This is a genomic window from Pseudoalteromonas sp. S3178 (assembly GCF_005886985.1).
Classification (GTDB): domain Bacteria; phylum Pseudomonadota; class Gammaproteobacteria; order Enterobacterales; family Alteromonadaceae; genus Pseudoalteromonas; species Pseudoalteromonas carrageenovora.
Genome location: NZ_PNCW01000016.1, coordinates 1 through 14,611 on the forward strand (window position 1 = coordinate 1; position 14,611 = coordinate 14,611).

Sequence of the window (14,611 nt, forward strand, 5' to 3'; positions counted from 1 at the left end):
AAAAAATATTATCAGATATTTCCCAAATTCAGTTAGTGCGTAGAAATACGAACTAACGCCCAAATTTGCTTGGTGACAATAGCGTTTTGGACCCACCTGACTCCATGCCGAACTCAGTAGTGAAACGAAACAGCGCCGATGATAGTGTAGCATTTGCTATGTGAAAGTAGGACATTACCAGGCTTCAAATTCAGTCGAAGGACTTTAAACTTAATAAAAATAAGAAAATTGAAAAGAATTTTCTTGGTGACAATAGCGTTTTGGACCCACCTGAATCCATGCCGAACTCAGTAGTGAAACGAAACAGCGCCGATGATAGTGTAGCATTTGCTATGTGAAAGTAGGACATTACCAGGATTTAATTAAAAGAAACCCGTTACAGCAATGTGACGGGTTTTTTGCTGTCTGAGGTTTAGTAAATAGCCAAGAGCCCATGTCGAACTCAGTAGTGGCCACTCTCGTACATCCTGTACTCCACGGCATTTGTATTCCTATACATCAAACAAAACAGCTCGAAGGCGAACCCCGGCCAACGATAGTGAAGCATTTCACTGTGACTCTCCACCGCTGTGGGCATTACGACGTTACCAGGATTTAATTAAGAGAAACCCGTTACAGAGATGTGACGTTTTTTTTGCTTTCAATTTAAAAAATCTCACCTTTGAATTCATTAACAAAACTAGGTGCGCCTCTTGGCGCGTGCTAAAATCCAATTTTTACCAATGACGATATAGAGGTCTAGATTGCCGACTGCTGATTACCAAAAGGTGCTTGATGAGATAGCACATGAAGTACGTCCTTTGTTATCACAAGGGAAAGTAGCTGATTATATACCTGCGCTTGCTGAGGTTGATCCTGAGCAGTTTTCTATCGCCATTTACACCACTAATGGTGAAACTATATGTGCAGGGGATTGCTCTAAACGTTTTACTATTCAATCGGTTTCTAAAGTAATGACTCTTACTATGGCTTTGCAGCGCTATGGTGACGAGCTTTGGCATAGAGTTGGTAAAGAGCCTTCTGGTACTGCATTTAACTCTTTAACTCAGCTAGAGTTTGAAAAAGGGATCCCACGAAACCCATTTATTAATGCTGGTGCAATTGTTACCTGTGATGCGTTATACAGCCGTTTATCTGCCCCGCGTCACTCAATGCTTGAAACGTTTAGGTTACTCTCAGGCAATAGCACTATTGTTATTGATAAAAAAGTAGCTAACTCTGAATATGAATTTAGACACAGAAATGCTGCCATGGCGCATTTAATGAAGTCGTTTGGCAATTTCGAAAATGACGTGGATGATGTGCTGTGGTCGTACTTTAATTTTTGCTCAATTGAGCTTAACTGTGTTGAGCTTGCTAAGGCGTATAACTTTTTAGCTAATAAAGGGATTGATTTTAGCTCTGGTAAACGTGTGTTATCGAGTCGCCAAAACAAACAGCTTAACTCACTCTTATTTACAAGTGGGTTGTATGATGCGGCCGGCGATTTTGGTTACAGGGTTGGTATGCCTGGTAAATCGGGGGTGTCAGGAACCATATTAGCGGTATTACCAGGTAAGTTCACAGTGGCTGTGTATTCCCCGGGGCTTAATAGTTTTGGTAATTCAGTGGCAGGGATAGCAGCACTAGAACTGCTATCTAAAAAGCTCGATATTTCAATTTTTTAAAATACCGATAGGGAGCTATTTTAGCTCCCTATATTATTGTTCCCAATACACTTGCTCGAGACAGTCTTCGCGCTCTGGTAAACCACGGGATAAACGTGGAGAGTGCTGAACTAATACTTCGTAGCTTGCACGGTTTGCATATTTACTGATTTGCGCAAGAGATGAGTAAGTGATTGCTTGTTGCTGATGCTTCGCTGAGTTTGCCACGTTTAATTTATGGTAAACGTTAGCTGATAAATCATGTAATACTGCGGCTAAAGCGCAATCGCCAGCACCGTTTGTATTTTTGATTGAATCAGGACCACCCATAAATGGTGCCGTATGGCTATAAGCTCTAATTGGTGTTTTACAGTCTTCTTTTCGCATAGCGCGAGAAAACTCATAACGGTTAAAGTCTGGGATAGCTCCTGGCAACAACGGGTACTCAGTTTCACGCTTGAGTTCGTCATCAACATAGCCTGCCATAAACAAACCTTTTTCACCTGCAGTACAAATAACTAAATCTACCCAGTCGAGAGCTTTATCTGCAGCAAGAAGAGGGTCTTCAAAACCTGTAATTGCTAGGCCTTCTTCTTCGTTCATTGCAAGTATATCTACGTGCTCATTAACAAAGTTAGCCCACCAAGTAGGATCTTGCTCAATAAGGAACTTGGTACCAAGGGTCAGTACTACCGGTACGCCAGCATCGTTGGCATACTTAACTGCCTGCATGGTCGCTTCGGTCATTGTCTCATTACCTTGAGTACGCATTAAGTAAGCGCTTATAACTAAAGCAGATGATTGTTCAATTAGCTCTTTGTCAATTGACTCAGGGCGTAAGTGATTCATTAACCCTGCGCTAATAGCAAAAGTACGCTCGCCAGTTTCATCAATAAGTGTGAAACAGCGACCTATTGGCCCATCAACAGGTTGAAGATAATCTAAATCTACTCGGCTTGAGGTATTACATAAAAAGCGATAAGCGTAGCTACCTATTTTTATGTTTTCACTCATTACACCAAGTAAAACAGAGCGGTCGTCTGCAAGTACCGAGTAATTGTGCATAGTGTTACCTATAGTTCCACCTGCAAACTCGTAATCAACCATGTCGTTTAATTTTAAACGGTCGTATAAGGCGTTTGTAATATCGCTATCAATAACTTGCGACATACCTCTGCGCAATTGAAACTCGTCTAGGAAAGCTTGATCAACTTTTGCCTCTATATCAACAACGATTTGATCGATACCCGTAATATAGCTACGTTGTAATCGCTCTGTTGCGTTAAGTTGATTGGTAAGTGGATCTTTGGCTTCCACTGGAAAATAATGTTTATGCCTGCGGCGTCCAGGAAATTTCATTTGCTACCCGTGTTGTGAGCTAAATAAAAAAAGCGTGAGATTATAGCGTAAATCACTGGCTATGAGCCATGACAAACCACACTATTTTGTTTTATTTTTGCAATAAACCAATCTCAAAGGCACTTTATTAACCTAAGTTGGTATAATTAGAGCATAAAAAGTTAATTAAGTTGATTGAATGAACGAGCCAATTGATGATTCCTACTGGATGGAATTAGCCTTAGAGTATGCACTTAAAGCACAGGCACTTAATGAAATCCCTGTTGGGGCTGTTGTTGTAAAAGATAATAAGCTTATAGCAGCGGGGTATAATCGCTCAATTACTGATAACGATCCTTCTGCTCATGCCGAAATGATAGCCGTGAGAGAGGCGGGCAAAGTACTTAATAATTACCGTTTAATCGACTGTACTTTATATGTAACGCTTGAACCGTGTTCTATGTGTGCTGGTTTATTAGTACACAGCAGAATTAGTCGCTTAGTATTTGGTGCCTCAGATGCAAAAACGGGTTCGGCAGGGTCAATTATGAATTTACTGCAAGAGCCTAGGTTAAATCATCAGGTTGAAGTATGTGGTGGGGTATTAGCTCAGCAATGTGGTAGTACTATTTCTGAGTTTTTTAAAAATCGTCGAGCGCAAATTAAAGCAGCCAAAAAAGCTGCTCGTGATGCTCAAATAAATAAGCCTTGTTCAAGCTAACTTGCAAGTGGCTCTGATATTGGAGCTTCCATTTGCTGCATTGCAAACATGCGGCGGCGCCAGATTATTTTTTTATGTAAACCACGTAACATAATACGACGGCGAGTTGCGGTTGAGTATATTACATTTCTTTTTAATTTTTGCGTGCGTCTACGTTTTAGCATGTGTTCTCCTAATGCGTGAGAGTGAGAAAGGCACAAGGTATATCTGTATAAAAGTGCAGATATACTATTAACACACATTAGTGATCATTTGATGACAAGTAAACAGCTTTTTAATTTTCTTAGTTTTTGTTTTTAAAGTAATTCGATTATTTATAGAAATTTGGTCTCACTGATTGCTTTCCTCTTCTTTTACTTGGCTTTGAGGTGCCGTTGTTTCTGTTTTAGCTGGTTCAGTAGGCACTGGTTCGTTTTGTACTGGCTCAGACTCAATTTCAGGTTCCGGCTCTGGAGCAATAGCATTGTTTTCATCAAGCCAAACGAGTGCGTCGTAATATCTGCGAATATTATCAACATATTTTACAGCCACATCTCCACGTGCATATCCGTAACGTGTTTTACGGTAGTAACGCTTTTTAATTAGCAGCGGTAGGCGTTTTTTAACATCGGCCCACTTATCAGGACTTGCCCCTTGCTGCTCAGTGATAATACGTGCATCGTTAACATGTCCCCAACCTACATTATATGCCGCCAATGCTAGCCACGTGCGATCTGGTTGCGGAATACGATCAGGAATGCGCTTAATGAGTTTACTTAAGTACTTAGCGCCACCGCGTATGTTTTGCTCAGGTTCTAATCTATTGGTAACACCTACTTGCTTGGCTGTGCTGCGCGTAAGCATCATAATACCACGCACCCCGGTTGGCGATTTTGCTCGTGGGTTCCACATCGACTCTTGATAACTCAATGCTGCAAGCAAGCGCCAGTCGAGAGTACCGGCATATTGCTCAAACCAAGGTCTGTAAGTAGGGAGTGTCTCTTTTATTGCTTCAATATAGGCAAGCGTATTAACGTAGTTAAATTGGCGCACATGGCCAAAGTACTTCTCTTCGAGCACGTAAAGCTGGTTACTTTGCTTTACATCACCAAAAAATGGCACCAATAACGCGTATAAAGAATCATCTTTTGATTTGTTAAGTATCCACGCAATTGGATCGTTATGTGATACAGAAAAGCCAATACTTAAATTAGGGTGGTAGCGCCTAAAAAGAGATAATGTATGGGAATCAGCTAGCGTGTAATCTATTTCACCATCTATAACGGCTTGAAGTAGTTCCTCTTCATCAAACTCTTCGCTTTCGGTCCAGGTGAGTGATGGATTGTTTTTCTTAATTTTTTGTAGGGTAAGCGAATGGCTACTTTTAGCTATTACAGTAAAGTTACCATCTAAATCATCAAATTCTCGCGGACGAACACGCCCTTGCTTATAAACAAGTTTTTGGCTAATTGTTCTGTAGGTAGGGCCATATCTATATTGCTGCGCGCGCGCTTTATTGTATGTAAGGCCTGAGGCAATTAAATCTAAGTCGCCACTTTCAAGGCGCGCAAACATGTCTGATAAATTAAAAAAGGGGACTATTTCAAGCTCAACACCTAGGTAATCGGCAAAAGCTTGAGAAAGCTCATATTCAAAGCCTTGCTCGCCTTGAACTGCTTGATAATAATTACTGGCACTAGCCAGCGTGCCCACGCGTATTTTATTTTGCTCTTTAATTTGAGCAAGTTGGGTTGACTGTTCTTGCATATCACATGCACATAACAGCATAACTAAAGTAATGATTATTATTAGTTTTTCTTTGAACATTCAGTGCCCCTCATACGCGCTAGCACCCGTTATAGCAAAACTTAGCCATTTCGTCACTTTCCCTTTTATTTTATTAGCTAAAACGGATTATAAATAAAGCTAAAAAGTTAATTTTATGAAAAGCGCAATTTGGAGTTAAATCTGGATGCTACTTAGACTATAATGTCGCCCTAAAATATCGTTCAATCCCTAACCCCGGATGAAATTATCTATGTTGATCCTTCGTGGTGCACCAGCACTGTCAGAGTTCAGAGTTAATAAAATTTTAGCGCGTTGCAAACAATCGCAACTTCCAGTCACCAACGTATATGCCGAGTATGCTCATTTTGCCGACTTAACATCGCCTTTGAGTGTTGATGAGCAAACCAAGCTTGAAAAGCTACTTACTTACGGTCCAACTATTGCCGAGCATACCCCAGCTGGCACACTCATTTTAGTTACACCTCGCCCTGGCACCATTTCGCCTTGGGCATCTAAAGCAACCGATATAGCGCATAACTGTGGCCTTAAACAGGTTCACCGTGTAGAGCGCGGTATTGCTTATTATATAGAAGGTGAACTAAGTGCAGAGCAACTTGTACAAGTAACGGCGCTATTACACGACCGTATGACTGAAGCAACACATACTGAGCTTGAAGCTGCAGCGCAGTTATTCCGTAATGATTCTCCGCGTGAAATGTCATCAGTTGATATTTTAGGTGGTGGTCGCGAAGCGTTAGCTGCCGCAAACGTTGAGCAAGGTTTTGCCCTTGCCGATGACGAAATTGACTACCTAGTAGAGAACTTTAAAAAGCTAGGTCGTAATCCTAACGACATAGAATTATTTATGTTTGCCCAAGCAAACTCAGAGCATTGTCGTCATAAAATATTTAATGCTGATTGGACAATTGATGGCATTGAACAGCCAAAATCGCTGTTTAAAATGATCAAAAATACTTTTGAGCACAACCCTGAAAATGTATTGTCGGCGTATAAAGATAACGCGGCAGTAATGAAAGGCTCAAAAGCGGGTCGCTTCTTCCCGAATGCGCAAGGTGAATATGCGTATCATCAAGAAGACATTGAAATATTAATGAAGGTAGAAACGCATAACCATCCAACGGCTATTGCACCGTTTTCGGGTGCGGCTACCGGTTCAGGTGGTGAAATTCGTGACGAAGGTGCAACAGGGCGTGGTTCTAAGCCAAAAGCAGGTTTAGTTGGCTTTACGGTTTCTAACTTACGTATACCAGGTTACGAGCAACCGTGGGAAAGCGACTTTGGTAAGCCTGGTCGTATAGTCAATGCTCTTGATATTATGATGGATGGCCCACTGGGCGGTGCTGCATTTAATAATGAGTTTGGTCGTCCTAATTTATTAGGTTATTTCCGCACGTACGAAGAAAAAGTAACAAGCCACAATGGGGAAGAGGTACGTGGTTACCACAAACCAATTATGCTTGCCGGTGGCTTAGGAAATATTCGTGCTGATCATGTTCAAAAAGGCGATATTCCAGTAGGCGCAAAACTAATTGCGCTAGGCGGCCCTGCTATGAACATTGGTTTAGGCGGTGGTGCTGCATCAAGTATGGCATCGGGTCAATCAAACGAAGACTTAGACTTTGCCTCTGTACAGCGTGAAAACCCTGAAATGGAACGTCGTTGTCAAGAAGTCATCGACAAATGTTGGCAGTTAGGCGACGAAAACCCAATTGCATTTATTCATGATGTAGGCGCTGGTGGTTTATCAAATGCGTTTCCTGAACTGGTAAACGATGGTGGCCGTGGTGGTAAATTCCAACTACGCGATATCCCTAACGATGAGCCAGGCATGGCACCTCATGAAATTTGGTGTAATGAATCGCAAGAGCGCTATGTACTTGCTGTAGGTATTGAAGACTTTGACCGTTTTGAAGCAATTTGTAAGCGTGAACGTGCACAGTATGCAGTGATTGGTGAAGCAACCGCTGAACCTCATTTAACTGTAGCCGATAGCCATTTTGATAATAACCCTGTCGATTTACCGCTAGATGTATTGTTAGGTAAAGCGCCTAAAATGCACCGCGATGTAACATCTCAGCAAGTAACTGGTACTGCCATAGATGCAAGCGCTATTGACGTAGCTGATGCCGCTCAGCGTTTGTTACGCTTACCTACAATTGCAGAAAAAACATTCTTAATTACTATTGGTGACCGCTCGGTTACCGGTTTAGTAGCACGTGATCAAATGGTTGGCCCTTGGCAAGTACCTGTTGCTAACTGTGCGGTTACTGCGGCAACGTACGATACTTATCACGGTGAAGCTATGTCACTCGGCGAGCGTACTCCGGCGGCATTATTAAATTATGGTGCTTCGGCTCGTTTAGCGGTGGCAGAGTCGTTAACTAATATTGCCTGTGCAAATATTGGTAGCCTTGAGAACATTAAGCTATCTGCTAACTGGATGGCTGCAGCGGGTCACCCTGGCGAAGACGCGGGCCTTTACGAAGCCGTAAAAGCGGTAGGTGAAGAGCTTTGCCCGGCACTTGGTTTAACTATACCTGTAGGTAAAGATTCTATGTCGATGAAAACGACATGGAAAAACGATGATGATAGTGCTGAGCAATCAGTAACGTCGCCGTTATCGCTTATTATTACAGCCTTTGGTCGTGTTGACGATGTACGTAAAACAGTAACTCCACAGTTACGCACTGATAAAGGCGACACTTCGCTTATTTTAGTTGATTTAGGTGCTGGTAAAAACCGACTGGGCGCATCAAGCCTTGCACAGGTTTATAAGCAGCTTGGTGATATTACACCAGATGTAGATAGCCCTGAGTTACTTAAAGGCTTTTACAATGCTATGCAAGCACTTGTCGCAGATAGCAAACTACTTGCTTATCATGACCGTTCAGACGGTGGTTTATTTACTACCGTAACTGAAATGGCATTTGCTGGGCACACAGGTGTGACTGTTGATTTAGCGGGTTTAACTGGCTCAGATCTAGAAGCGCTTTATAACGAAGAGCTTGGCGCTGTAATTCAAGTGGCTAACAGCGATTTAGATGCCGTAAAAGCAGTGTTAGAACAACACGGTGTAGCTGCAATTAGTCACGTGATTGGCTCGCTTAATAGCGACGATAGCATTGTATTTAACCGCGGCGAGCAAACTGTACTTAATCACACTCGTACTGAGCTTCGTACTATTTGGGCCGAAACAACGTACCAAATGCAAGCACGTCGTGATAACCCTGATTGTGCTAAGCAAGAGTTTGATGCCAAGTTTGATGCAAAAGATCCAGGCTTAAACGTAAAACTTAACTTTGACTTAAACGAAGATATAGCTGCGCCATACATTGCGACAGGTGCTAAACCACAAATGGCTATTTTACGTGAGCAAGGCGTTAACTCGCACCTAGAAATGGCTGCTGCGTTCAACCGTGCTGGTTTTGCCGCTGTTGATGTGCACATGAGCGATATACTCGAAGGGCGTTTAACTCTTGAGCAGTTTAAAGGCTTAGTGGCATGCGGTGGTTTCTCTTACGGTGACGTATTAGGCGCCGGTGAAGGTTGGGCTAAGTCTATATTGTTTAACGATATGGCACGCGATCAGTTCCAAAACTTCTTCCACCGTGAAGACACCTTTAGTTTAGGTGTATGTAATGGTTGCCAAATGTTATCAACGCTTAAAGAGCTAATTCCAGGTACTGAGCATTGGCCTCGTTTTGTAACTAATAAATCTGAGCGTTTTGAAGCACGCTTTAGCTTAGTAGAAATACAAGAGAATCCGTCTGTGTTCTTCAGTGGTATGGCGGGATCGCGTATGCCAATTGCTGTATCTCATGGTGAAGGCCATGCTGAGTTTGCCAATGATGCTGCCACTCAAGCTGCGCTTGAAAGCGGTACTGTCGCGGTTAAATTTGTAGATAACTACGGTAACCCTACAACGCAATACCCAGCTAACCCGAATGGTTCACCAGAAGGTATTACCGGTATTACCTCTACTGATGGCCGTGCAACAGTAATGATGCCGCACCCAGAGCGTGTATTTCGCGCTGTAGCTAACTCGTGGCACCCAGATGAGTGGAAAGAGGATAGCCCGTGGATGCGTATGTTCCGCAATGCACGTAAAAATGTAGGCTAGTGATCACAATCACTCCCTATACAAGCTAGATTCATAATCTAGCTGTAAAATAAAAAAGGCTGCCTGTGCAGCCTTTTTTGATTGCGTAGATTTAAAATTACGATAATTTGTTAGATATAAAGCTTATTAAGGATAGTATGTTAAAGCGCATTGGTTTAATTGTTGGTTTTGTATTACTAAGCATAGTATTGCTTGGTTATGTATTTCGTTTGCCATTATTACAATGGGCTGTAGCGCCTCAGCTTGAAAAAGCGGGCGTTACTTTAAGTTGTTTAGACTTTTCGCTTACCAGCAAGCTAAATGTGCATGTACAAAAAGCGTGCTTGAGTTACCAAAACCAAGAGCTTGTTGTTACAGGCATTACCGCAAATACTCGCCATGTTGAAATTAAACATGCGGCGCTTAATATAAATTCACTTCCTCAAAGTGATAAAGCAAGTAACCCTGCAACAATTTTAGATTTAGCCCTGCCCGAAAAAAGACCAACAATTACAGTTGAGCAACTAAGTATAAACAGTGGATTTTTAAATCAGCCATTAATTTTAAGTATTAACGAGCCTAAGCTTAACCAGTTTGTAGTAAGTGGTGATTTAAGTGCCAGCGCAACGCTTTACAATAATAAGGTACAAGGGCTGCTTAAAGTTAGTGATGAATTGCTTAAACAATTACTTAAAACCGATAACGCGTTATTAAGTCGGCTTAGCTTTAATACGTCGCAAGCATTTAGCTTTAATGGAATAGAGGGAAGCACCTCTGGTAATTTACAGGCGCGGTATGACTATAAATTTAAGAACTGCGACATTAGTAATAATACTGAAGGGGTGCTAAGCGCTGCGTATAATTTAAATAGCCAAAAGCTTGGGCTAGACTCAAGTAAGCTTAAAAACAATGTAACGCTTGGTAATAACTGCCAATCTCTTATTCCTGAAGGTGACTACAAAGCCTTTGCAGTTAAGCAACTTCCCCTTAATTGGCAGTGGGCTTTACCTAAACCAATAAGCCTAGTAGGTAATAATTTAACCTTGCCGTTAATAACGCTTACAAGCGATGAGCAAAGCGAGCAAGACATAGACATAACTTTTACAGATACGTTTGTTAATACAGCTACACCGTTGCAAAGTGCGCGCACGCAGCTTAAAGCACAGCTACACACTGATGATATAAGGGCTGTAGTGCTAAACACGCAGCTTGAAAACGCACAACTAAGTGGAGATTACGATATTGCGCTTACTGCTTTGCCTGAATTTTTACCGGCTCAGGCTAATAATGTAAAAGCCTACGGCGACTTTATACTTACTCAACTTATTGACTCTAAACCCATAGGTAAAGTAAGTACTACATTTAGCTTTAACAAAGCCGTTGCTTATGGCACTACTATTAACGCTTACACAGGTAAACTAGTGGCAAATATGAATGAAGAGCTCGATGCAAGCGTGGTTTTAAAAAGTGAGTTTAAAAGCGCTCAATACGATGAGTATAAGCTCACTGGTATCAACAATACCCTCAGTGCAAAGGCAAACTTAGGCGTGGGTGAGTTATTTGCTCATTTAGCAGCGAATACTCAAATAAGTACACTGACAAGCCCGAGCATTGATTTAGAAAATATAAACGTGGATTCAAAGGGCATTCAAAGCCGAGCGCTTAAAGCGTCTCATCATATATTTGTAAACGGTATAGAGCTGGTGGCTAATCACCATATTTCAAAAGTAGAACACCCGTTTGAAGTAATAGTTCCGCAGCAAAATGTACTTTCGCTAAATTCAATTATTAGCCAATTTGAGCCGTTAGCTCAACTCACTCAAGGCGAGTTTGGTGGGCGTATTAGTGGCGATGTTAACTTACAAAAAGCCAATTTTAATTTAACTATTGATAACACCAGCGCGCTTTATAACGATTACTTAGCTAATCAGTTTAGGGCGCAACTTAGTGGGCAATATGATTCAGGACAGCTTAATGTTGAGCCTACTACCTTTAAGGTTAATGAATTAAGAGCGGGCGCGGTAGTTAATAATATTAATGGCAAAATAGAAGTGGTAAATAATAGCGCGCAAGCATTTGATGTAAGTGGCAATGTGTTTGGTGGGGTATTTGAATTAAATAAATACTCGCTTTTAAAATCGCAGCAAACAGCTAATGTTACGTTTGAAAATGTTGATGCCAGCAAATTAATAACGCTTGACGATAAGTCGGGTATTACCCTAACAGGTAGGCTAAAAGGAACGTTGCCATTTTATTTTGATGAAACGGGGATTGAGGTAAAAAATGGCAGCCTAGTCAATCAAGGCCAAGGGAGGCTTATTATTAGTAATAACGCAGCGTTTGACTCTGTTATGCAACAGCAACAAGAACTACAGCCTGTACTGAGCTTACTTAAAAACCTTGATATACAAAAACTTAATAGTACAGTAGCACTTAAAAGTGATGGCTGGTTAAATTTAGGTGTTAACTTACAAGGCTTTAATGAGCCACAACAGCAGCAAGTTAATTTTAACTATAGCCACGAAGAAAACGTGTTTACGCTACTAAGAGCGCTAAGATTAAGTGACGAAATAACACAAAAAGTTGAGCAGCAATATTCTCAAAAAGGAAACTAATGATGAAAAATTCGTTAAGCATTAAGGCAATCATTGCCCTTGCTGCTATTAGCGCATTGAGCGCATGTACACACAGAGTAGAAGTAGCAGCTAAAGAGCCAATAACTATCAACCTTAATGTAAAAGTAGATCACGAAATTCGTGTGAAGGTGGATAAAGAACTCGATACCCTGTTCAGTGACGACAGCGAATTATTTTAGGAGCTAAATGATGACTATAAAAAATAAATTAAGTATTGCCACTTTAATTAGTGCGGTGTGTTTGTCGTTTTCGGCGTGGGCGATTAGTTTAGATGATGCTAAAAGCCAAGGATTAGTGGGTGAGAACAGTTCGGGTTATTTAGGCTTAGTTGTACAAAATAGCGAAGCTAAAGCCGTTGTTGAAGAAATTAACGCAAAACGCAAAGCTCAGTATTTAAAACTAGCTAAAAAGAACAATTTATCGCTCGCCCAAGTAGAAGCACTCGCAGCGGCTAAAACAATCGAAAAAACCCAAAGTGGTCATTATGTTGAAGTAAATGGCAGCTGGGTTAAAAAGTAACATTGAATTTGATACATAAAAACCGAGCGGTTATACGCTCGGTTTTTTTATGCCTTCTAAAAGCTGCTGCCAAAAGTCGATGCCTTTTCGCCTTGCAAGTTTAATATTGTGCTCAGGAATAGATTCTGGCTCGTCATAGCTTTCAAGCGCTTCACTCATACTTAGTTCGCGTATTAAATGCAGTGTAGGGTAGGGAGCTCGGTTTGTATAATTTGCGGCATCATCTTCGTCGCTGTCGGCAAATACGTAGTCAGGGTGGAAATTAGCAATTTGATATTTACCTTCAAAGCCTTGTGCAACCAGTAGCGCATTGGCTAAATCAACTAAATCTAAAAAGTTTTCAAAATCGCTAAAGCCTTTATCAAACAGTATTAATGTGGTTTCACGCTCTGGATTTTGATCAAGCTGTGTGCATTGCTCAAGCATATCCATTACTGCATCATCAATTTTTACTGCTGGGCTAAGCACATAATGAATGCAGTTGTTCTCAACTTCTTTGCGGGCAAAAGGACAAAAGTTATATTTTACAATTACAGAGGTTACCCACTCACGGGTTTGAATAATAGCTAAATTGGTCATGCTTGTGGCTCTAAATACTGATTAATTATGGTTAATGTTTTTTTTATGGCGCCTTGGTTTTTTAATACGCACTGCTGCGCTTTGTTCCCCAAAGTTTGGCAGGCTTTAGTGTTTTGGCTTAAATTAATTAATTGTGTAGCAAGCTCATCGGTATTTTCAACAACCACAGCGCCTTTTAACTTTATAAGCTCAGGATATACATGATCAAAATTATACGTATGTGGGCCAGTTATAACACCAACTGAAAAAGCTGCAGCTTCAAGTGGGTTATGCCCGCCGCGGCGAATTAAACTGCCGCCTACATAACTTACATTACCTGCGCCATATAAACATTGCAGCTCGCCAAGTGTATCAGCTAATAGTACGTGCTCGTTTTGATAGTTATTGTTGCTGCGACGACTAAAACTAAGGGGGCTTTGAGCTAACGTGTCGGCTACTTTATCAAACTGTTCAGGGTGTCGAGGGGCAATAACTAAAAGTGCATTTGGGTACTTTTTTAATAGTTGCTGGTGGGCATTTAATATCATTTCGTGCTCAAGTGGGTGAGTAGAGCCTGCCACCCATACAAACCGCTCTTGAGTTTTATATTGTGCTTTAAGGTTTGAAACTGAAGCTAGCTGCTCATTGCTTGGGCTTATATCAAACTTAATTGAGCCTGTAACATGGCTTTTTGAGGGGGTTAAACCTAGCTCAATAAACCGCTCAGCATCTTTTTTATTGTGACTTGCAAGTACCGTGATTGAACGCATAATTATCTGCGTTAACTTGGCAACCTTTTGATACCCTTGTTGCGATTTTTCGCTCAAGCGAGCATTAAGTACCAGTACCGGAATATTCTTTTTATGGCTTATTGCCATTAAGTTGGGCCAAAGCTCGGTTTCTAATATACATAGTGCTTGTGGGTTTATACGTTTTAAAAATCGGGCGGTCGAAAGCGGGAAGTCCATAGGTAAATAACTACACGCCACGGTATTTTTAAACTGATTAATTATTTGCTCGCGACCTGTAGGGGTATTGCAGGTAATAAGTATATTAAGCTGTGGGTGTTGTTTTTGCAGCGCTTTAATAAGTGGTGCAGCTGCAAGTACTTCACCTACAGAGGCGCAGTGCACAACTAACGGTTTGCCTTTGCTTGTAAATAAGCTTTTGCTTACAAAGCCAAAACGTTCTTTAAAGTGTGCGCGGTAGCCTTTGTTTTTTTTACCTCTTAATACATATAAGTAAAATATAATCAGCGGGCTAATTAAAATTAAAGCGAATGAGTAAAAAATGCGTGCCATACTGA

Annotated in this window: 11 protein-coding genes and 2 rRNA genes; 8 read left to right on the forward strand and 5 right to left on the reverse strand. The window is 41.2% G+C overall.

All coding sequences use genetic code 11. From position 1 onward, the window contains the following. Positions 1-68: 68 nt before the first annotated feature. The 3 genes from rrf (CWC11_RS03505) to glsB all read left to right on the forward strand — a co-directional run bounded on the left by rrf (CWC11_RS03505) (position 69) and on the right by glsB (position 1,667). A 5S ribosomal RNA gene (gene rrf, locus CWC11_RS03505) occupies positions 69-183 on the forward strand. Positions 184-242: 59 nt separating this feature from the next. Beyond that, positions 243-357, forward strand: a 5S ribosomal RNA gene (gene rrf / locus CWC11_RS03510). 386 nt (positions 358-743) lie between these two features. Next, positions 744-1,667, forward strand: coding sequence for a glutaminase B (glsB, locus tag CWC11_RS03515; RefSeq protein ID WP_058548714.1), 924 nt, complete (start codon positions 744-746; stop codon positions 1,665-1,667). 33 nt (positions 1,668-1,700) lie between these two features. Here glsB and CWC11_RS03520 read toward each other — a convergent pair whose 3' ends face one another. Next, a complete protein-coding gene (locus tag CWC11_RS03520; protein ID WP_058548713.1) occupies positions 1,701-3,005 on the reverse strand; it encodes an inosine/guanosine kinase in 1,305 nt (434 codons plus the stop codon). 178 nt (positions 3,006-3,183) lie between these two features. Between CWC11_RS03520 and tadA the strand changes: the two genes are divergently transcribed. Further along, positions 3,184-3,705 carry a tRNA adenosine(34) deaminase TadA gene (gene tadA, locus CWC11_RS03525; protein WP_138681579.1) on the forward strand — a complete coding sequence of 174 codons (522 nt, stop codon included), beginning with the start codon at positions 3,184-3,186 and terminating at the stop codon, positions 3,703-3,705. Here the strand turns inward: tadA and CWC11_RS22780 are convergent. Beyond that, on the reverse strand, positions 3,702-3,869 hold the full coding sequence (locus CWC11_RS22780) for a hypothetical protein (RefSeq protein ID WP_165491322.1): 168 nt from the start codon (positions 3,867-3,869) through the stop codon (positions 3,702-3,704). The genes tadA and CWC11_RS22780 overlap by 4 nt on opposite strands. A gap of 166 nt (positions 3,870-4,035) precedes the next feature. Further along, entirely contained in the window at positions 4,036-5,511 is a 1,476-nt protein-coding gene (mltF, locus tag CWC11_RS03530) for a membrane-bound lytic murein transglycosylase MltF (RefSeq protein ID WP_138681580.1), read from the reverse strand. A gap of 211 nt (positions 5,512-5,722) precedes the next feature. Here mltF and purL point away from each other — a divergent pair, with 211 nt between their 5' ends. The 4 genes from purL (at position 5,723) to CWC11_RS03550 (ending at position 12,747) form a co-directional block, all read left to right on the forward strand. Then, positions 5,723-9,613, forward strand: a complete 3,891-nt coding sequence (purL, locus tag CWC11_RS03535) for a phosphoribosylformylglycinamidine synthase (RefSeq protein WP_138681581.1) — start codon at positions 5,723-5,725, stop codon at positions 9,611-9,613. A gap of 137 nt (positions 9,614-9,750) precedes the next feature. After that, positions 9,751-12,207 carry an intermembrane phospholipid transport YdbH family protein gene (locus CWC11_RS03540; protein ID WP_138681582.1) on the forward strand — a complete coding sequence of 819 codons (2,457 nt, stop codon included), beginning with the start codon at positions 9,751-9,753 and terminating at the stop codon, positions 12,205-12,207. Between the two features lie 2 nt (positions 12,208-12,209). Further along, on the forward strand, positions 12,210-12,407 hold the full coding sequence (locus CWC11_RS03545) for a YnbE family lipoprotein (RefSeq protein ID WP_010556932.1): 198 nt from the start codon (positions 12,210-12,212) through the stop codon (positions 12,405-12,407). A gap of 10 nt (positions 12,408-12,417) precedes the next feature. Continuing rightward, a complete protein-coding gene (locus CWC11_RS03550; protein WP_138681665.1) occupies positions 12,418-12,747 on the forward strand; it encodes a YdbL family probable chaperone protein in 330 nt (109 codons plus the stop codon). Positions 12,748-12,777: 30 nt separating this feature from the next. On the opposite strand, the gene CWC11_RS03555 is transcribed toward CWC11_RS03550, so the two are convergent. Together CWC11_RS03555 and waaA are read right to left on the reverse strand one after the other, a co-directional pair. Then, positions 12,778-13,326, reverse strand: coding sequence for a DUF1415 domain-containing protein (locus CWC11_RS03555; RefSeq protein ID WP_138681583.1), 549 nt, complete (start codon positions 13,324-13,326; stop codon positions 12,778-12,780). After that, the gene (gene waaA / locus CWC11_RS03560) at positions 13,323-14,606 is read right to left on the reverse strand and encodes a lipid IV(A) 3-deoxy-D-manno-octulosonic acid transferase (RefSeq protein WP_138681584.1); all 1,284 of its coding nucleotides are present in this window, start codon (positions 14,604-14,606) and stop codon (positions 13,323-13,325) included. The genes CWC11_RS03555 and waaA overlap by 4 nt, the downstream gene beginning before the upstream one ends. Positions 14,607-14,611: the final 5 nt, after the last annotated feature.

Excerpts from the sequence above, each read along its gene's own strand:
- CWC11_RS03520 (WP_058548713.1), bottom strand. The coding sequence starts at position 3,005 with ATGAAATTTCCTGGACGCCGCAGGCATAAACATTATTTTCCAGTGGAA.
- tadA (WP_138681579.1), top strand. The coding sequence starts at position 3,184 with ATGAACGAGCCAATTGATGATTCCTACTGGATGGAATTAGCCTTAGAG.
- CWC11_RS22780 (WP_165491322.1), bottom strand. The coding sequence starts at position 3,869 with ATGCTAAAACGTAGACGCACGCAAAAATTAAAAAGAAATGTAATATAC.
- mltF (WP_138681580.1), bottom strand. The coding sequence starts at position 5,511 with ATGTTCAAAGAAAAACTAATAATAATCATTACTTTAGTTATGCTGTTA.
- purL (WP_138681581.1), top strand. The coding sequence starts at position 5,723 with ATGTTGATCCTTCGTGGTGCACCAGCACTGTCAGAGTTCAGAGTTAAT.
- CWC11_RS03540 (WP_138681582.1), top strand. The coding sequence starts at position 9,751 with ATGTTAAAGCGCATTGGTTTAATTGTTGGTTTTGTATTACTAAGCATA.
- CWC11_RS03545 (WP_010556932.1), top strand. The coding sequence starts at position 12,210 with ATGAAAAATTCGTTAAGCATTAAGGCAATCATTGCCCTTGCTGCTATT.
- CWC11_RS03550 (WP_138681665.1), top strand. The coding sequence starts at position 12,418 with ATGACTATAAAAAATAAATTAAGTATTGCCACTTTAATTAGTGCGGTG.
- CWC11_RS03555 (WP_138681583.1), bottom strand. The coding sequence starts at position 13,326 with ATGACCAATTTAGCTATTATTCAAACCCGTGAGTGGGTAACCTCTGTA.
- waaA (WP_138681584.1), bottom strand. The coding sequence starts at position 14,606 with ATGGCACGCATTTTTTACTCATTCGCTTTAATTTTAATTAGCCCGCTG.